Annotated in this window: 20 protein-coding genes; 6 read left to right on the plus strand and 14 right to left on the minus strand. The window is 37.8% G+C overall.

What is annotated here, in order from left to right; all coding sequences use genetic code 11:
- Positions 1 to 23: 23 nt before the first annotated feature.
- The 4 genes from AC3CH7_RS05805 to AC3CH7_RS05820 form a co-directional block, all read right to left on the minus strand.
- Positions 24 to 212 carry a hypothetical protein gene (locus AC3CH7_RS05805; protein WP_012293122.1) on the minus strand — a complete coding sequence of 63 codons (189 nt, stop codon included), beginning with the start codon at positions 210 to 212 and terminating at the stop codon, positions 24 to 26.
- A 605-nt stretch (positions 213 to 817) separates the two neighbouring features.
- On the minus strand, positions 818 to 4252 hold the full coding sequence (gene pyc / locus AC3CH7_RS05810; protein ID WP_012293121.1) for a pyruvate carboxylase: 3435 nt from the start codon (positions 4250 to 4252) through the stop codon (positions 818 to 820).
- A 12-nt stretch (positions 4253 to 4264) separates the two neighbouring features.
- Positions 4265 to 5446 carry an FtsW/RodA/SpoVE family cell cycle protein gene (locus tag AC3CH7_RS05815; protein ID WP_012293120.1) on the minus strand — a complete coding sequence of 394 codons (1182 nt, stop codon included), beginning with the start codon at positions 5444 to 5446 and terminating at the stop codon, positions 4265 to 4267.
- A gap of 62 nt (positions 5447 to 5508) precedes the next feature.
- A complete protein-coding gene (locus AC3CH7_RS05820; RefSeq protein ID WP_012293119.1) occupies positions 5509 to 5790 on the minus strand; it encodes an Fpa/YlaN family protein in 282 nt (93 codons plus the stop codon).
- Between the two features lie 182 nt (positions 5791 to 5972).
- Between AC3CH7_RS05820 and AC3CH7_RS05825 the strand changes: the two genes are divergently transcribed.
- On the plus strand, positions 5973 to 6473 hold the full coding sequence (locus AC3CH7_RS05825) for a molybdopterin-binding protein (protein ID WP_012293118.1): 501 nt from the start codon (positions 5973 to 5975) through the stop codon (positions 6471 to 6473).
- An 11-nt stretch (positions 6474 to 6484) separates the two neighbouring features.
- On the plus strand, positions 6485 to 6688 hold the full coding sequence (locus AC3CH7_RS05830; protein WP_012293117.1) for a YlaI family protein: 204 nt from the start codon (positions 6485 to 6487) through the stop codon (positions 6686 to 6688).
- 51 nt (positions 6689 to 6739) lie between these two features.
- Here the strand turns inward: AC3CH7_RS05830 and AC3CH7_RS05835 are convergent, their stop codons facing one another.
- From AC3CH7_RS05835 to typA, 5 genes are all read right to left on the minus strand, one after another.
- The gene (locus AC3CH7_RS05835) at positions 6740 to 7534 is read right to left on the minus strand and encodes an ABC transporter permease (RefSeq protein WP_012293116.1); all 795 of its coding nucleotides are present in this window, start codon (positions 7532 to 7534) and stop codon (positions 6740 to 6742) included.
- Complete coding sequence (locus AC3CH7_RS05840) at positions 7527 to 8294, minus strand: ABC transporter ATP-binding protein (RefSeq protein WP_012293115.1); 768 nt, start codon at positions 8292 to 8294, stop codon at positions 7527 to 7529. Before AC3CH7_RS05840 ends, AC3CH7_RS05835 begins: the two co-directional genes overlap by 8 nt.
- Positions 8294 to 9286 carry an ABC transporter substrate-binding protein gene (locus AC3CH7_RS05845; RefSeq protein WP_031418889.1) on the minus strand — a complete coding sequence of 331 codons (993 nt, stop codon included), beginning with the start codon at positions 9284 to 9286 and terminating at the stop codon, positions 8294 to 8296. The genes AC3CH7_RS05840 and AC3CH7_RS05845 overlap by 1 nt, the downstream gene beginning before the upstream one ends.
- Positions 9287 to 9516: 230 nt before the next feature.
- Entirely contained in the window at positions 9517 to 9915 is a 399-nt protein-coding gene (locus AC3CH7_RS05850; protein ID WP_031418888.1) for a YlaH-like family protein, read from the minus strand.
- 29 nt (positions 9916 to 9944) lie between these two features.
- Complete coding sequence (typA, locus tag AC3CH7_RS05855) at positions 9945 to 11789, minus strand: translational GTPase TypA (RefSeq protein ID WP_008173982.1); 1845 nt, start codon at positions 11787 to 11789, stop codon at positions 9945 to 9947.
- A 138-nt stretch (positions 11790 to 11927) separates the two neighbouring features.
- Here typA and AC3CH7_RS05860 point away from each other — a divergent pair, with 138 nt between their 5' ends.
- Positions 11928 to 12113, plus strand: a complete 186-nt coding sequence (locus AC3CH7_RS05860; RefSeq protein WP_012293112.1) for a DUF5325 family protein — start codon at positions 11928 to 11930, stop codon at positions 12111 to 12113.
- Between the two features lie 39 nt (positions 12114 to 12152).
- Here AC3CH7_RS05860 and AC3CH7_RS05865 read toward each other — a convergent pair whose 3' ends face one another.
- Positions 12153 to 12947, minus strand: coding sequence for an inositol monophosphatase family protein (locus AC3CH7_RS05865; RefSeq protein WP_012293111.1), 795 nt, complete (start codon positions 12945 to 12947; stop codon positions 12153 to 12155).
- A 237-nt stretch (positions 12948 to 13184) separates the two neighbouring features.
- Positions 13185 to 13382: a hypothetical protein gene (locus AC3CH7_RS05870; RefSeq protein WP_012293110.1), complete on the minus strand. Its 198-nt coding sequence runs from the start codon at positions 13380 to 13382 to the stop codon at positions 13185 to 13187.
- 125 nt (positions 13383 to 13507) lie between these two features.
- Between AC3CH7_RS05870 and AC3CH7_RS05875 the strand changes: the two genes are divergently transcribed.
- Positions 13508 to 14143, plus strand: coding sequence for a YktB family protein (locus AC3CH7_RS05875; protein WP_036160922.1), 636 nt, complete (start codon positions 13508 to 13510; stop codon positions 14141 to 14143).
- 101 nt (positions 14144 to 14244) lie between these two features.
- Here the strand turns inward: AC3CH7_RS05875 and AC3CH7_RS05880 are convergent, their stop codons facing one another.
- The gene (locus tag AC3CH7_RS05880) at positions 14245 to 14532 is read right to left on the minus strand and encodes a UPF0223 family protein (protein WP_012293108.1); all 288 of its coding nucleotides are present in this window, start codon (positions 14530 to 14532) and stop codon (positions 14245 to 14247) included.
- A gap of 20 nt (positions 14533 to 14552) precedes the next feature.
- On the minus strand, positions 14553 to 15512 hold the full coding sequence (locus AC3CH7_RS05885) for an NAD(P)H-dependent flavin oxidoreductase (RefSeq protein WP_031418882.1): 960 nt from the start codon (positions 15510 to 15512) through the stop codon (positions 14553 to 14555).
- A gap of 144 nt (positions 15513 to 15656) precedes the next feature.
- Here AC3CH7_RS05885 and AC3CH7_RS05890 point away from each other — a divergent pair, with 144 nt between their 5' ends.
- Positions 15657 to 17126 carry an aminotransferase class I/II-fold pyridoxal phosphate-dependent enzyme gene (locus AC3CH7_RS05890; protein ID WP_031418880.1) on the plus strand — a complete coding sequence of 490 codons (1470 nt, stop codon included), beginning with the start codon at positions 15657 to 15659 and terminating at the stop codon, positions 17124 to 17126.
- 205 nt (positions 17127 to 17331) lie between these two features.
- Here the strand turns inward: AC3CH7_RS05890 and AC3CH7_RS05895 are convergent, their stop codons facing one another.
- A complete protein-coding gene (locus AC3CH7_RS05895) occupies positions 17332 to 17430 on the minus strand; it encodes a helix-turn-helix domain-containing protein (protein ID WP_196243852.1) in 99 nt (32 codons plus the stop codon).
- Positions 17431 to 17577: 147 nt separating this feature from the next.
- Here AC3CH7_RS05895 and AC3CH7_RS05900 point away from each other — a divergent pair, with 147 nt between their 5' ends.
- Positions 17578 to 18174, plus strand: coding sequence for a class I SAM-dependent methyltransferase (locus AC3CH7_RS05900; RefSeq protein WP_099805033.1), 597 nt, complete (start codon positions 17578 to 17580; stop codon positions 18172 to 18174).
- Positions 18175 to 18182 lie beyond the last annotated feature (8 nt).

Genomic DNA, 18182 nt, shown 5'->3' on the forward strand with positions numbered 1-18182 from the left:
TTGTAACGAATCTTTTTTTTTTCTTATCGTTGTTTCTTCATAGATTCAGTTCCTATAATCCCTACTATTAAAATAATCATAGATACTAGGGCGTAGTCTTTAAAGAATGATGTAAATGGAATGTCAAAATATCTACAAATCACTGTTACAAGACGACCACCTAATAGTATTAAACCAATGACAAACATCCAATTAAATAAAGCTTTAGGCATGGTTAGTATCCTCTACTTTCATAGCTGTCCAGCTAATGTTGATGACCTCTTCGATGAGGTATCCTTCTTAACATGTACTCCCCAATCAATCCTTGATTAAGTTTTACCATAACATGGACAGATGTAATATATTCACCTTGTTCCTTTAGTTAATATATTGCTCAAGGCTTGTAATAAAGATCTTCTCCATCACCTGGCAACTTATCAAAAGGAATGTTATTAGCAGTACTAGTAGCGCAGTATTACCTTCTGGGTGTATCTCTTGATATGCCCTCCATAAAATGAGCTAATGAATCATCCGCAACATGTGTTTTTGCGAAATGATATGAAATTAAAGCTGTGCTAATGAAAGTACATTTGCAATTTGGGCTAAACTCGACTTCACATAGCCAATATCACTGAACGTCCTTATAGTTACATCAAATAATTTGCTGTTTCCTTGCTTCCTGAATAAAGGTATTTTTATTAATTTCCATAAAATCTCATTGATTACTCAAACATCTCTTAATCAATTAATCAAATTCTATATAATTGTTCTCATTTCTACAATTAAAAAAGGTATGCAGATATTAAAAAAGCATCTACATACCTTGTATTACTATCAGTTATTCAACTTCAATCAGCAAATCACCTGTTGAAATAGCATCTCCTGCACTTGCATAAACCTCTTTAACGATACCATCTTTTGGTGCTTGGACAGTTGTTTCCATTTTCATTGCCTCTGTAATCAATAGATGATCACCACGTTTTACAGGACTTCCTTTGGACACAACGACCTTCAATACAGTACCAGGCATTGTAGCACCAATTTGATTTGGATTACTTGGATCTGCCTTTAATGACAGATTGCCATCTACTTCCACGGTCATATCTTGAATGACCAATTCACGGGATTGACCATTTAGCTCAAAGTACAGGACACGCGTTCCATTATGTTGCGGTTCGCCGATAGAGACCAGTTTAATAATCAGCGTTTTTCCTTTTTCGATTTCAACTTCAATGATTTCACCAAGCTTTAAGCCGTAAAGGAATGTAGGCGTATCAAGAACTGAAATATTACCGAAAGATTCTGCCGTTTTCGCATACTCTTCAAAAACTTTTGGATAAAGGGCATATGCCAATACGTCCTTTTTTGAAACCGGACGATTCAATTTTTCTTCTAGCACTGCCTCCAATTGTTCAAATTGAATAGGCTCTAATAATTCACCAGGTCGAACTGTAATAGCTTTACGGTCTTTTAGCACTACTTGTTGCAATGCTTTAGGGAATCCGCCGTGTGGCTGTCCTAGATAGCCTTGGAATAATTCAATAACAGAGTCTGGGAAATCAATCGTTTGACCCCTTGTTAATACAGTATTTTCATCTAAGTCATTTTGTACCATAAAGAGTGCCATATCACCTACTACCTTCGAGGAAGGTGTTACTTTGACAATGTCCCCAAATAATAGGTTCACACGGGAATACATACGTTTAACTTCTTCCCAGCGATCGCCAAGGCCCACTGCTTTTGCCTGTTGTTGTAGATTACTATATTGTCCTCCAGGCATCTCATGTACATAGATTTCAGAGTGTGGGCTAATCATGCCACTTTCGAAATCCTTATAATATTTACGTACATCTTCCCAATAATAAGACAATCTTTCCAATGCATCGATGTCTGCACGGAGCTCACGTTTACTGCCCTTCATGGCATAGTAAAGTGAGTTTGCACTTGGCTGAGATGTGAGACCTGCCATTGACCCTAATGCTGTATCAATGATATCTACACCTGCCTCAATGGCTTTTGCATATAAGTAAATACCATTACCACTAGTGTCATGGGTATGCAAGTGGATTGGCAGACTTGTCGTCTCTTTTAATTCGGAAATTAAACGATATGCTGCTTCTGGCTTCAGTAAACCAGCCATATCTTTAATAGCTAAAATATGAGCACCAGATGCCTCAAGTTCCTTGGCCATGTCCTTATAATATTGCACAGAATATTTCGCACGAGTATCATCCAGAATATCGCCAGTATAGCAGATTGCCGCTTCCGCAATTTTCCCTGATTGTCGTGCTGCATCTATAGCTACTTCCATTCCCTTAATCCAGTTCAAGCTATCGAAAATACGGAACACATCAATACCCGATGCAGCTGATTCTGCGATAAATTCACGGATTAAATTGTCAGGATAGTTCGTGTAACCAACAGCATTGGCACCACGCAACAACATTTGGAATAATACGTTTGGAACTTGCTCACGTAGTTTTGCTAAACGCTCCCATGGGTCCTCCTTTAAGAAGCGATACGCCACATCAAACGTAGCACCGCCCCACATTTCCAAAGAGAATAATTGATGCATCATACGAGCTGTTGCATCTGCAATTTGATACATATCATGCGAGCGTACACGAGTAGCGAGAAGAGATTGATGAGCATCACGGAAAGTAGTATCCGTTAATAGCACATCATCTTGTGCTAAAATCCATTGCACTAAGCCATCTGCTCCCTGTGTATCTAAAATTTGTTTCGTACCGGTTGGCGGCACAATTAAACGATCTATTTTAGGAATGTTCGGTTGAACAAAAATGGGCTTTGATTGCTTTTCCACACCTGGGAATCCGTTTAACGTTACATTACCGATATAGCTTAACAGCTTTGTCCCCCGGTCTTGACGTACTGGGAAATGGAACAGCTCTGGTGTAGTGTCAATAAAGCTTGTATCAAAGGCACCGGATAAAAATTTCTCATGTGTCACAACATTATTTAAAAACGGAATATTCGTTTTGACGCCACGAATACGGAATTCTTTTAAATTTCGGTCCATTTTCGCAGCAGCTTCTTTAAAATTCATGCCAGATGTAGAGATTTTTACGAGTAAGGAATCATAGTATGGTGTGACAACAGCACCTTGGAAACCATTACCGGCATCTAAACGCACTCCAAAACCACCACTAGAGCGGTAAACCATTAACTTTCCTGTATCCGGCATAAAGTCGTTAGCAGGGTCCTCTGTTGTTACACGAGCCTGAATTGCATAGCCGATCATTGGCATATCTTCTTGCTTTGGCATATGAATTTCTTCGCTGAACAGGCTATAACCTGCTGCTACCTTAATTTGGGTATGAACAATATCTACACCTGTAATCATTTCTGTAATCGTATGTTCTACTTGAATGCGAGGGTTTACCTCGATGAAATAAAAATCGTCCCCTGCGACTAAAAATTCCACTGTCCCTGCATTTATGTACGAGACATTCTTCATTATTTTCACAGCAGCAGCACAAATACGATTTCTTAGCTCTTCGGAAATCGAGTTAGAAGGAGCAATCTCAACTACCTTTTGGTGACGACGTTGGATTGAACAATCACGTTCATATAAATGCACAATATTGCCTTGCTGATCACCAATAATTTGTACTTCAATATGCTTTGGTTTTATAATGGCCTTTTCAACATACACCTCATCAGAGCCAAAAGCAGCTTTTGCTTCTGATTTTGCGCGTTCATAGGCAGAAGCAAGCTCCTCGGCTGCATGCACAAGACGCATGCCACGACCACCACCGCCAAGCGCTGCCTTAATCATAATTGGATAGCCAAAAGTGCTAGCAAATGCCTCTACCTCTGCTAAATTGGCTACAGGGCCATCTGTACCAGGAATAACAGGAATGTCAGCCGCAATGGCTTGCAAACGTGCTTTAACCTTATCCCCAAACATATCTAAATGTTCAGAAGTTGGTCCAATAAAGATAATACCCTCTTCTTCACAGCGACGTGCAAATTCCACGTTTTCTGATAAAAAACCATACCCAGGATGAATCGCATCAACATCTGCATCTTTTGCGATGGCAATAATACCTTCAATATCTAAATAGGCATCAATTGGTTTCTTGCCCGCTCCCACTAAATAAGCTTCATCAGCTTTAAAGCGATGAAAAGCACCACTATCTTCTCTTGAATAGATAGCAACAGTTTGGATATTCAGCTCCGTACAAGCACGGAAAATACGAATTGCAATTTCTCCTCGATTGGCTACAAGGATTTTGTTGATTGATTCCATAGATATCCCCCTTTATGATTGTGTTTTTTTCCTCTCTACCTTTTCAAACATAGAAACATTGATTAATATTCCCATTGCTAAAGATAGAATGATTATAGATGTACCGCCATAGCTTATAAAAGGTAACGTTACACCGGTTAACGGGATTAACCCAGTTACACCCCCAAGATTTATAAACGATTGCCAGCCTATCCAGCTCGCAATACCTGCCGCAATCATGCGTGCCATTGGATCCTTTGTTCGCAAAGCAATAGAAAAACCTTTATACACGATAAACCCTAAACCAGTCAGGACGATTAAAACTCCCCATATCCCTAATTCTTCCATAATTATAGCCATAATAAAATCTGTTTGTGGTTCAGGTAGGTACCCTAATTTTTGAATGGATTGACCAAGTCCTCTTCCTTCTAAGCCGCCTCCACCAATTGCATAATAGCTATTGGCCACTTGGTGACCACTACCATTTTCATATTCGAACGGATTTAAATAAGATAAAATTCGCCCTTTTCGGTTATCAGTTAATAGTTCACCCTTGAATAACAAAAGTATGCCAAGGATTGCAGCACCGAATGCCGCCAATACACCAAAAAATTTCCAAAAGGTTTTAAAGGGAATACCACTGGAAGCTACGACGGATACGGCAATACCACATAAAATAATAACTGCCCCTAAATCTGTTTCAAATGCAACACCAGCCACTACTAGAATCCATAGAAAAATGGGATAAAAGATTTCCGTCGGTTGAAGTTTTTCAAATGTATATTTTTGTGATTTGCGATAAAAAGCAGCTGCAAAATATAAAATTATAAATAGTTTTGCATATTCAGATGGCTGAAAGTTTCCTAAACCAGGCACACGTATCCAACTTTGTGACCCTACATCTTCTGCACCATGCCCTGCTACCTTTAGCCAAGTAAATAGAACAGCTAATATGATAGTAAGTATCATCATAATATTCTTATTCGCATAATGCTTATAAGGGAAAAATGCTGCCACAATAAAACCTAAAGAGGCAACTATTAAATTGGTGATTTGCTTTTGGTAAAAGTAATCAGGCGCTTCTCCTTCACGTACAATAGCTACCATCATACTTGAACTATAAATCATAATTAATCCAAATAAGCTCAATAATAGGACAGTAAAAAATAAGGGGTAATCAAAATTTTGTGCATATCGTTTTAAGTATTGTTTCATCTGAAAAACCTCGTTCTAGTAAAAAAACTCAAAGCGCAAAAAAGCGTTTGAGTTTTTTCTTTTTATTTGTCTGTATACGCATCGTGTAGTACAGAAAGTTCTTTCTCGAGTGAATCGAGAATTTCCTTGCCTTTTTCACGTTCAATCAGACCTAGCTTCACAGCAAAATCAATTTCACGAGACAGGCCGAACATTTGTGTATCTAATACTTCCTCATATAAAGGGCATTGTGGCATTGTTAAATGATCCATTTGTACTCGAATAAGGCGAGCAATCTTATCTGCATCAGCAATTAAAAGCTCCAAAGCCTTTTCTTGAAAAGAAGTTTGTGATTTCGTATCCATGAGGACGCCCCCATTATCTGATATTTCTTCGATTCTATCTTAATAAAGTTTATCTTTTAGTCGTTAAAAATGCAAGTGTCTTCATTGGAAAATACCGAATTCCAATTTTATTTCTTTATTATTTTTAGGCATTAGCGTTATACTATGTCATGGATATACAAGATTTGAGGAGGATTTCTATCATGGAAACAATAATTCCTATCAAGGGCGCAGTATCATATCAATTAACATTAGATCCCACTGTTTGGATTTTCGATGACCGTAAATTAGATTTAAAAACATATTTCACGACACAAGATGTTGAGGAAGATTCAGACATCAAATATATGCGTGAAGTTGGTGCTCACTGGTCTCGTGAGATTATGGAAGGAGCTACATTTCCACCTACATTAAAATCAGAGCGTAAATTTGACCGTAAAGGAATGGAAACAGGCACATTTGGTATTGAATTAGGTCATTTCTTGAAAAATGCTGAAATTAAACCTGAAGCAACAAAGATTATCTTTGAATGTGAAAATGGTCAGGAATATCCTTTTTCTATTGAAGAAGCCTATAAACTTATTTTAAAATATAGCCAAGATGGCAAACCACTCTTAGAGGATGGTCCTATCCATGTATTAATGAGAGATGGTTCAAATCTTGACAATCCTATTAAAAACGTATTAGCCATTCGCGCTGAATAGGGGGGAATGCAATGCGCGTAAAATGCGTAATTTGCGATACGATTCAAAATATAGACGATAATTTACCTTTAGCTAAAAAATTACGTAATCGTCCAATCCATACTTATATGTGTGACAATTGCCATGATCGTATTAAAGAAAATACGGTTGCACGTTTAGAAACAGGTAATTTCCGTTTTTATAGAACTTCACCACAAATGGATAAAGAATTTTAATGTATAAAACCAAAAAGAGGTGCCTCCCATAGGAGACACCTCTTTACTATATTAGCCATTATTTTTAATAACCGACTTTTCTATCAACTCAACCACCTGATACATAATCGTTGCAAAAAATGCAATGATAAGCAAGGACATGAGCACAAGGTTAAAATTAAACACTTGGAAGCCGTAGATAATTAAATAGCCAAGACCTTTAGAGGCAACTAAAAACTCACCAACAATAACCCCAACCCACGATAGTCCCACATTCACCTTCAAGGTTGAAATTATGGTCGGAAAGGATGCTGGTAAGATGACTTCTCGAAAGATTTGCCACCTAGTTGCACCGAATGTTTGTAGGACTTTACTGTAATTCGGATCAACACCTTTAAAGGCCGTATATACTACGATGGTCGTAATAATAATGGAAATTAAAGCCCCCATCGCAATGATGGAAAAATAACCCGGGCCTAGTGCAACAATAAGAATAGGTCCTAGCGCCACTTTTGGCATCGCATTTAAAATAACTAAATAAGGGTCGAGTACCTTCGATAGAAATGGTGACCACCACAATAGGATAGCTATGAGCGTCCCCAGTAAAGTCCCAGCAATAAAGCCAATAACCGTTTCCATTAATGTCACACCAACATGCAATGTTAAAGTTCCATCAATTACTTTTTCGATAAATGTATGCCAAACTTGTGTCGGTGAACTAAAAATTAAACGGTCAATCCATTCTAATCTAGAAAGCAGCTCCCAACCTCCAAAGAAAAGAAGCAGAATAATAAGCTGATATAGCCGTACAAAGCGTTTTTCTTTTTTCAGCATTTGCTGATATTGTTTAAATAATGTGTTATCCAAGGCTCTCCAGCTCCTTCCAAATGATTTGGAATACATCTGCATAGGTCGGATGCTGTCTTACCTCAAACGGTGACAATTCACGAAGTTCTTCAGGTATTTCAAACACTTTATGCAATGTCCCTGGATTGGCAGAAAATAAAAAGACACGCTCACTCATAGCTATTGCCTCTCCAATATCATGTGTCACAAGAATTGCTGTCTTTCTATAGGTCTTTAATGTTTCTACAACTAAATCCTCAAGCTTTAATTTTGATTGATAATCAAGAGCTGAAAATGGTTCATCTAACAATAAAATTTTAGGATTTACTGCTAAGGTGCGAGCAAGTGCCACACGTTGTCTCATACCCCCTGATAATTCTCGTGGATAATTGTTTCCCACATTTGGTAATCCTACTTCTTGCAAAAGAGCATTGGCCGTTACTTTATGCGTATTATTGCTTCGCTCCATAATTTTCAAACCAATAGTAACGTTTTCTTCAATCGTTTTCCACGGAAATAAATAGTCCTGCTGAAGCATATAGCCAATGCTTGATTGATTATATGCCGATAGTTCCTCACCATCTATATAGACCTTGCCTTCTGTTGCTGGAAACAAACCAGCGATTATTGATAATAACGTCGTTTTGCCACAGCCACTAGGCCCGATAAACGACACAAACTCTCCTTCACGAATGGCCAAGCTAATATCACGTAATACTTCCTTTGCCTGGGTGCTTGAAAAATAACTATGGTGAATATTCTCTAGCTGTAAAAATTCCATTACTCAGCAGCCTTTTTAGCAAAAGTTGTGTTCACAAGTTTTTCATACTCCACACGTTGAGGAAGTTCACCTGCTTCCTCCATTATTGTTTGCAAGTTATCCCACTCCCCCTCATCGAGGATTGGGTCTGTTGCATAAGAGCCTTGTGCTTTATAACGCTCGATTACTGTTTCAATAATCGCAACATCTACATTTTCAAAATAAGGTTGAATAATTTTTGCCACTTCAGCGGCACTCTCTTGCTGTACAAAATCCTGTGCTCGCTGCAAGGCATTTGTAAAGGCTTGAACTGTCTTCTTATCATCCTTTAAATAACTGCTTTTCGCCATAAAGGACGTATAAGGCAAATTACCAGACTCCGTGCCGAAAGATGCTACTATATAGCCTTTCCCCTCTTTTTCAAATACGCTAGCTGTTGGTTCAAATAGCTGCACATAATCACCAGTACCCGAGGCAAAAGCTGTAGCAATATTCGCAAAATCAATATTTTGTATAAGGGTTAAATCATTAACAGGGTCAATGCCATGCTTCTTCAACACGAATTCCCCTGCCATTTGCGGCATTCCCCCTTTACGCTGCCCTAAAAATGTAGAATCCTTCAATTGATCCCATGAAAAATTATTTATTTTTTCCCTTGCAACTAAAAAAGTACCGTCAGTTTGGGTTAACTGAGCAAAATTCTGAATGGGATCATTCGCCCCTTGTAATGTGACGTAAATGGAAGTTTCTGACCCGACTAAAGCAATATCAATACCATCTGACAGCAATGCCGTCATAGTTTTATCGCCACCAGCTATCGTTTGTAGCTCTACAGAAAGACCCTCATCCTTGAAGAATCCTTTTTCAAGCGCTACATATTGAGGTGCATAAAAAATCGAACGAGTTACTTCTCCAACTTTGACTTTTTCTAGCTCTGCTTTATTACATGCTGTCAAAGAAAGGAGTAACAAAGCAATGACACCTATTAGAAAACCTTTTGTAAGCCAACGCATTCCCTTTCCTCCTTGATGTGATGAAAATAAGCCTATCGACATTAACTTATTCACATCTGAAGAATTCGGTGCCAACCATTTTATATTGATTTTGTAATTGTGTAGCATTAGGTATGCAATAGGATTTTTTTGAAGAAGTTTTTAGTTATATAAAAAAAGCCTTAGCAACTACTGTGCTAAGGCTTTTTGATAAACGATTAAAGCTCTAAATATATAATACGTACTGCCTTTTATTGATTGGCAGCTTGTTGCTCTTCTCTTTTTTCACGCCATAATCTTGTTTTATAAACAATTAAAATTAAGGCGGCTACAATCAAGCCCTCAATCATTGGCAAGAATAGAGCGAAGAATGTTAGCATGATACAACCCAAAAAGAGGAACGCATAAATAATAATGTTTTGAGATAGTTTTAATTTCTTGGCAAAGCCAAGCTTATAGACAATGGCAGAAAGTGCAAATACAAGAAGAAATACAACATAGCCTGCAATTTCATAGCTTGGTAAATTTTCGTATAAAAATCTAGTTATACCCGCCATTCTTCCAAAAACTCTTGTTGTTTCCTCGGAACTTGTCTGTGCAGCAACTTGAATAACATTTAGTTCACCCAATAAAGCGGACTTAATATCCAAGACTCCTCTTCCTTTCATGTCAGCGAAAATTATTGTTCTGCGTTACGTAATTTTTTCGCTGCTTTCTCACGTTCATTTTTATCTAGAATTTTTTTACGCAGACGAATAGATTCTGGTGTAATTTCTAAATACTCATCATCACCTAAGTATTCAAGCGCTTCTTCTAAAGATAAAATACGTGGTTTTTTAATAACATTCGTTTGGTCTTTATTTGCTGAACGAATGTTTGTTTTTTGTTTCATTTTAGTGATGTTTACAGTGATATCAGCGTCACGAGTATTTTCTCCAACGATCATACCTTCGTAAATATCTGTACCTGGCTCCAAGAACAGTGTACCACGATCTTCAATTTGCATCATACCATAAGTTGTTGATTTACCAGTTTCCATAGAAACTAGCACACCTTGGTGACGTCCACCAATTTTACCTGGTAGTAATGGTTGGTAGCAATCAAACGTATGGTTGATAATACCAAAACCTTTTGTCATTGACATGAATTCAGTCGTATAACCGATCAAACCACGAGCCGGTACTAAGAACGTTAAACGAACTTGACCACTGCCGTTATTCACCATATCAAGCATTTCACCTTTACGTGTACCAATAGATTCAATAATTGAACCAACATTTTCTTCCGGTACATCGATTTGAACGCGCTCAAATGGTTCACATTTTACACCATCGATTTCACGCACGATTACTTGTGGTTTTGATACTTGTAATTCAAAACCTTCACGACGCATATTTTCGATAAGGATCGATAGGTGAAGCTCACCACGACCTGAAACTGTCCAAGCATCTGGAGAGTCAGTATCTTCAACTCGTAATGATACGTCCGTTTGTAATTGAGCACGTAAACGCTCTTCTACTTTACGAGATGTAACCCATTTCCCTTCACGACCTGCAAATGGAGAGTTGTTTACTAAGAATGTCATTTGTAAAGTTGGTTCATCGATACGTAATGGCGTAAGCGCTTCTTGATGCTCAACAGGACAAACTGTTTCACCTACGTTGATATCTTCCATACCAGAAACGGCGATTAAATCACCAGCTTTTGCTGTCTCTACTTCTTCACGTTTTAAACCGAAGAAACCAAAGATCTTCGTTACACGGAAGTTTTTCACTGTACCATCTAATTTCATCAGTGCAACTTGTTGACCTACAGAAATTGTTCCACGGAATACGCGGCCAATTCCGATACGTCCAACGAAGTCATTATAGTCAAGTAAAGCTACTTGGAATTGTAATGGGTCTTCTGAGTTATCAACTGGTGCTGGGATAGATTCAATAACTTTTTCAAATAGACATTTCATATTTTCTTCTTGTTTAGATGGATCAGCGTCTAAAGAAGCTGTACCATTTACACCTGAAGCATAGACTACAGGGAAGTCTAATTGATCGTCATCTGCACCTAGCTCGATAAATAATTCAAGTACTTCATCTACTACTTCTAGTGGACGAGCTGAGTCTTTGTCTACTTTATTAACAACAACGATTGGTGTTAGACGTTGTTCTAATGCTTTTTTTAATACGAAACGTGTTTGAGGCATACAACCTTCATACGCATCGACAACTAGTAAAACGCCGTCTACCATTTTTAAAATACGTTCTACCTCACCACCAAAGTCAGCGTGTCCAGGCGTATCAAGGATGTTGATACGAGTTCCTTCATAGTTTACTGCTGTATTTTTAGCTAAAATCGTAATACCACGTTCGCGTTCAATATCATTAGAGTCCATTGCACGTTCTTCAACACGTTCGTTTGAACGGAATGTACCTGATTGTTTTAGTAATTGGTCGACTAAGGTAGTTTTACCATGGTCAACGTGGGCGATTATTGCGATATTGCGAAGATCTTGACGTAAGTTTGTCATTATTCCACTCCATATTCTTTTTTCGAATGTTTAACTGTGATATTATAGCACAAGAAGGATAGAAATGTCCTTATTAGAATTTCCATCATTCTAAAAAATATATTTGATTGATAAATTTTTTATATAGGAGGCTAGGCTATGAATCGTGCAAAATTCGTAATGGCTATTTATGCATTAGCAGCTGTTTTAGCAATGTGTTCAATTGGCTATTCAGTGGCGGCTAGTAGTGTACTTGGTGCAATAGCAGGTATTGTCGCTACTTGTGTCATTTTCATGACAGCCTTTAAAATGAAGCGTAAACTACGTATGCAAGGTTTACTTTAGTTAAAAAAAGGAGCTGTCTAGTAACTAGACGGCTCCTTTTTATTCATAAGGTACAATATATTTTTCCAATAATTCTCTATGAATGGAAGGATTAGCGATAATAAAAGTGTCTTGATGCAAGAAGTCAAAGCCCTCTCCATGCAAATTTGTGGCAATGGCCCCAACCTCTTGAGCAATAATGGTACCACCTGCTATATCCCACGGTGATAGGCGCATGGAAACGTAAGCATCCAACTTCCCACTAACAACAAATGCGATTTCCATACAAGCTGAGCCATAGGAACGCGTGCCCCTAACTTTGCGGACCATTTCAATGACCTTTTCATGATGAATATGTCGATTAGGTGCTACCCAATGTGCATTGATGCCGATGACTGATTCCTCCATCGTAACGGATTGAAGTTTCCGCAATGGAGAATCGTTATACCATGCGCCTTGGCCTTCAATCGCATAAAATAAATCTTCACGCATGACATCAAATATGTACCCTAACTTGCCTACCCCATTAATAAAAATACCTATTGAAATCATAAAGTGACGATGTTGTTTGACAAAATTCATTGTGCCATCTATTGGATCAATAATCCAAACTACACCATCTAATGACTCTACCTTTTCTCCCATTCCTTCTTCGCCTAAAATTTTGTGGGCTGGATTAAAAGCTTTAATTTGGTCGATAAAAAATAACTCAGTCTCTCGGTCAATATTTGTTACCAGGTCATTGGCACCTGATTTTGTCTCAATGACTAAATTATACGAGAAGGCTTTTCGAATACGCCTTCCAGCTTCAAAGATTATACTTTTCGCAAATTCATCTATTTGTTGTAAATCCAATTAAAACCCACCCTTCGAATATAAGAAAAAGCCTTTTCTTTCCTCACTCTTTATTCATTTAGTTTCATCTGTTCCATCTCTTTACAATGTCTTTATAGCGATATAAAACATGAATTTCCAGAATTACTGAAATTCATTTCGCTTAATATAGTATCTATTTTACCCTTTGTCACAATAAAAATCACCTGCTGTCGGAATATTCAGCAAGTGATTTTTTAAATGGGTATAAGATTTTGATTACGCATAGGCGTGCAAGCTTTCAAGTTCCATCTGGATTTCTCCAAGACGTTTTTTACTTTTTTCAATTTCAATTTCGTTTTTTTCATTCATCGCTGCAAACAGCGAAGCTAATTCATAATCTAATTCCAATTGTAAAATGTGTTCATATTGCTTTTCAATGTCAACTTTACGTATAATTTTTACGATTGGTTTCATAAAAACACTTCCTTTTTTAAATTTTTTTACAAAAACTTTTCTAATTCGATATAGTTCTTGTTATAAGATTTTTTCCCAAAATCAGCGTAAAATAAACCTTATAAAACGAAAGGAGTAAAATAAAATTGCCTAAAATAAAGTGGACAAACAAAGATTTTAATGTTTTTAAAATAGACGGTTTAGAACAAAGGATGAATGCATTAAACGATCATGTACGCCCAAAATTCCATCAGCTTGGTGATGATTTTGCCACCTATTTCTCAAGCAAGCTAGGTGAAGAATTCTTTCCTCATGTTGCCAAACACGCTCGAAGAACTGTCAACCCTCCACAAGATAGTTGGGTTGCCTTCGCCCCGTATAAAAGAGGTTATAAATCATTGCCTCACTTTCAGATTGGTCTATGGCACTCACATTTATTCATCGTCTTAGCTATTATTTATGAAGCTCCTCAAAAAAATGTAATGGCAGAACGTTTACTCGCTCATCCATCCTTATTTGAGCAGCTATCTGATGACTTTATTGTGTCTGGTGATCATATGTCCCCAGAGGCCATTTCACTTGAAGAGGCGAAAGAAGACAAGCTTAAGGAATTGCTCTTACGTCTGCGAGATGTAAAAAAAGGTGAGTTTTTAATTGGTCGTCATATTCCAAAAGACCAAGCAACAAAATTAACTGCCAGTGAATTCCACCAGTTAACGGAACAAACATTCAACAGCCTGCTACCTTTTTACAATGTCATCGTTGGGAAGGACCTAAAATAAGCTTTAACCTAATGTTATTTGTTGAAGTAGTGTATGCCAAATGTCGTTTTTTAACACCCTAAAATAAAAAGCGGATGTGAGTTTTTCTCACATCCGCTTTCTTATCGATTTTTTTTAGGGACTATTTTTATAATTGTACCATCTGCGGCTTCTTTTGTTTGTTTAACAACAGGATAGCTAATATAGCCACTCGCTTCTTCAAATTCACGAAAGATTGTTTTTTCCTCAGCCTGTGAAGGAACAATTTCCTTAAAGCGGCGATATTTAGCCATCATAACCTCACGCTTGATGCCCTTTTCATGAGCTTGTTCAATTCCTTCAAAAAATTGAACAACATCCACAATCTCCTCTGTAGACCAATCTGTTGAAAACGGATAAGAATATTCCATTCGACAAAACCACCTTTACATTATTGCCCCCATTTTAACCGGATACTTTCCGCTTCTGCAACCATTCGATTGATTAATTCCTCAACGGTTGGAATATCATGAATCATCCCTGTTACTTGTCCAGCCCAACCAAAGCCTTGCTTTTGTTCACCATCATAAATAAAACGCTTATTCGCTGAACCACTTATATATTCCTTTAACGCTTCATAGGTTGGCTCTTTTTTCTCAATATCTAAAATTTTTGCCGTAAACTCATTTCGTAAAGCACGAGCAGGTGCACCAATAGAACGTTTTATAATCGTTGTATCAGCCTCTGTGCTTGCTATTAGTGCCTCTTTATAAGCTGCAGAAGCATCAACACATTCTTTAGTTGCAATAAAGCGAGTACCCATTTCAATTCCTTCAGCTCCCAATGCATGGGCAGCCATCCAGCCTCGGCCATCGCCAATTCCCCCTGAAGCAATAACTGGGATTTTTACACTATCAACAACCTGTGGGACGAGCACCATCGTACCTACATCATCTCTTCCAAGATGTCCGCCACCCTCTTGTCCAACAACCATTACAGCATCTGCTCCAAGCTGCTCAGCTTTTTGTGCTTGTCTACGTGCAGCTACCAGTACCATTTTTTTTATATCTGTACCTGCTAATAAATCAAAAATGGGTGCAGGATTACCTCCAGTCATCGTCACAACAGGTACTTCTTCTTCCACTGCAACGAGAACCATTTCCTCATAGCCTGTACCATGCATACCAATAGCAAAGTTTACGCCAAAAGGCTTATCTGTTAATGTTCGTACTTTATGAATCTCTGCTCGCAATAAGTCAGGGCTTCGTAAACTCATTGCTGTTATTTGACCTAACCCTCCAGCATTCGACACTGCTGCAGCTAAATCAGCATAGGCTAAATACGCTAAACCACCTTGAATAATTGGGTATTTTACTTGTAAAAGCTCTGTCACCCGTGTATTCCAACTCATAATACCTCCCCTTTCATTCGGTATTAATTTCTCGATATCCTTAAAAAATCCTTTTATTTTTTATGAAAAGTCTATTTTTTCGTGTCGTTAGGTGCTATAATTCATTTGTTTTCTTAGATAATTAAAAGTGAGGTGGTACCTGCGTTGTCACAACTAGAGACTCCATTGTTCGACGTATTACTTAAACATCGGAACAGACATCCCATTCAGTTCCATATTCCAGGCCATAAGAAAGGGCAAGGGATGGACCCTGCTTTCCGAGAATTCGTCGGCGACAACGTTTTATCAATTGATTTAATTAATATTGCTCCACTAGACGATTTACATTCACCAAAGGGTGCTATTAAAGAAGCGCAAAATCTTGCAGCAGAAGCTTTTGGTGCTGATCATACATTCTTTTCCGTTCAAGGTACTAGTGGCGCCATCATGACGATGATTCTGACCGTCGTTGGTCCAGGCGATAAGATTCTAGTGCCACGGAATGTCCATAAATCTATTATGTCGGCGATCGTTTTCGCTGGTGCCATTCCTATTTTTATTCATCCTGAAGTCGATAGTGAATACGGGATTTCTCATGGCATATCCCCTGAAGCTGTCGAAAAAGCGTTAAATGCTTATCCTGATACAAAAGCTGTGCTAGTTATTAATCCAACTTATTATGGCTTCACAGCAGATTTAAAACGTATTGTCGAAATCACTCATAGCCGTGATATACCTGTAGTAGTAGATGAAGCCCATGGTGTACACATTAAATTCCATGATGACCTTCCTTATTCAGCAATGGAGGCAGGTGCTGATATGGCTGCTACAAGTGTTCATAAGCTTGGTGGTTCAATGACACAAACATCCATTTTGAATGTTCGAGAAGGACTCGTTTCAGCAAAACGTGTACAAGCTGTTTTTTCTATGCTAACAACGACATCAACATCCTATCCATTGCTCGCTTCCCTTGACACAGCTCGACGTCAATTAGCGATTCATGGATATGATTTAATTGACGATGCACTACGTTTAGCAAAGGATGCACGTAAACGAATTAACCAAATCCCACACTTAAAATGTGCAGGCAAGGAGAAATTACATTCATCTGCTACTTATGATATGGACCCTTTAAAGCTTCTTATAAGTGTCAAAGATTTGGGTATTTCTGGGCATCGAGCTGAGGAATGGTTACGTTATAATGCCAATATCGAAGTAGAATTGTCTGACCTTTATAATATTTTATGCTTAGTGACATTAGGAGATACGAAAAAAGAAATTAATCTTTTAGTAAATGCATTATCTCGTATGTCAAAAGCATTTGATTCGGAAGCTGCTATCACAGAGGCTGTAGTTAATGTCCCAGATATTCCAGCGCTTGCTATGTCACCCCGTGATGCTTTTTATGCTGATACTGAGGTAGTTCCACTTGCTGAAGCAGATAACTGTATTTGTGCAGAATTTATTATGGTATATCCTCCTGGAATTCCAATTTTTATTCCCGGGGAAATAATTACTCAAGAAAATATACTTTATATTCAAATGAATATTGAGGCGGGGTTACCAGTTCAAGGACCAGAGGATACAACATTAAAAACGATTCGTGTTATAAAAGAAAGAAAACCTATTATTTAATCTTAAAAGCTAGCTCTTCAAGGAGAGCTAGCTTTTTCATTATTTATAAAAAGCAGAGGTTGCGATCGCTAAAATCGGAAAGGCTAACCACCAAGAATGCCATAAAAAAGTCGCCAACTATTTTATTCAGTTCATCTAAGGAAATTTGAAACAGTTCACTTTACTTAATGAAATTATCTATATCAGGATAACCTTTTCCTAATTTCTATTTAGACACAACCTGCGGTGAAATCTGTAAGTACTCTGCCACTTCATCCTGAGTATAGTGATGTTGTTCCCTTAATTTCTGTAAACAATTTTCCAAATCACCCAGAAAATTTACCTCCTAATTATTATTACATAATAGATCACAATTAACTTAGAAGCCAGAATTTATTATTAGCTTTTATAAGCTAAAAGTTAGAATAACGAATGCACATTATCTACAATATAGAAAAGGAGGAATGGATTCATGAATACATGGAATCGACGTTTTCTAGGATCTGAATACGTTTATGGTGAACAACCAAATGCCTTTATTAAAGATTATGTAAATTATTTAAAAGAATGCCCTAATATCGCAGCCTATGCAGAAGGTGAAGGACGCAATGCTGTTTTTTTAGCCTCAATGGGCCATACTGTCACTGCCTATGATTATGCACAAAGTGGTCTTACGAAAACAGAACAATTAGCACAGAAACATTATGTGTCAGTTCAAACTATGCTAACTGATCTACTACTGGATGACCTACCTGTGGAGAAATATGATGCGGCTATTATGATTTTTGGTCATTTTCAATTACAACAACAGCAGGCTGTCATCCAAAAGATTATCGATTCAGTCAAGCAAGGTGGGCGGATCATGATGGAATTATATTCTATTTATCAGCTCCCCTATGCGTCTGGTGGTCCACAGCAGCTCGATTTTTTATATGACCCCATTCATGTCCTGCAATGGTGTCAGTCTCACAAAATTATCCATTTTTTCACAGGAGAGCAAATACGCCATGAAGGGACGTTACACACTGGACTAGCCCATACTATTCAATTCATTATTGAGAAAAAATAAATGAGTTG

This window comes from Lysinibacillus sp. F12 (genome assembly GCF_057773605.1).

Bases quoted from the DNA above. Each gene is read 5' to 3' on its own strand.
- AC3CH7_RS05805 (WP_012293122.1), bottom strand. From the start codon at position 212: ATGCCTAAAGCTTTATTTAATTGGATGTTTGTCATTGGTTTAATACTA.
- pyc (WP_012293121.1), bottom strand. From the start codon at position 4,252: ATGGAATCAATCAACAAAATCCTTGTAGCCAATCGAGGAGAAATTGCA.
- AC3CH7_RS05815 (WP_012293120.1), bottom strand. From the start codon at position 5,446: ATGAAACAATACTTAAAACGATATGCACAAAATTTTGATTACCCCTTA.
- AC3CH7_RS05820 (WP_012293119.1), bottom strand. From the start codon at position 5,790: ATGGATACGAAATCACAAACTTCTTTTCAAGAAAAGGCTTTGGAGCTT.
- AC3CH7_RS05825 (WP_012293118.1), top strand. From the start codon at position 5,973: ATGGAAACAATAATTCCTATCAAGGGCGCAGTATCATATCAATTAACA.
- AC3CH7_RS05830 (WP_012293117.1), top strand. From the start codon at position 6,485: ATGCGCGTAAAATGCGTAATTTGCGATACGATTCAAAATATAGACGAT.
- AC3CH7_RS05840 (WP_012293115.1), bottom strand. From the start codon at position 8,294: ATGGAATTTTTACAGCTAGAGAATATTCACCATAGTTATTTTTCAAGC.
- AC3CH7_RS05845 (WP_031418889.1), bottom strand. From the start codon at position 9,286: ATGCGTTGGCTTACAAAAGGTTTTCTAATAGGTGTCATTGCTTTGTTA.
- typA (WP_008173982.1), bottom strand. From the start codon at position 11,789: ATGACAAACTTACGTCAAGATCTTCGCAATATCGCAATAATCGCCCAC.
- AC3CH7_RS05860 (WP_012293112.1), top strand. From the start codon at position 11,928: ATGAATCGTGCAAAATTCGTAATGGCTATTTATGCATTAGCAGCTGTT.
- AC3CH7_RS05870 (WP_012293110.1), bottom strand. From the start codon at position 13,382: ATGAAACCAATCGTAAAAATTATACGTAAAGTTGACATTGAAAAGCAA.
- AC3CH7_RS05880 (WP_012293108.1), bottom strand. From the start codon at position 14,532: ATGGAATATTCTTATCCGTTTTCAACAGATTGGTCTACAGAGGAGATT.
- AC3CH7_RS05885 (WP_031418882.1), bottom strand. From the start codon at position 15,512: ATGAGTTGGAATACACGGGTGACAGAGCTTTTACAAGTAAAATACCCA.
- AC3CH7_RS05900 (WP_099805033.1), top strand. From the start codon at position 17,578: ATGAATACATGGAATCGACGTTTTCTAGGATCTGAATACGTTTATGGT.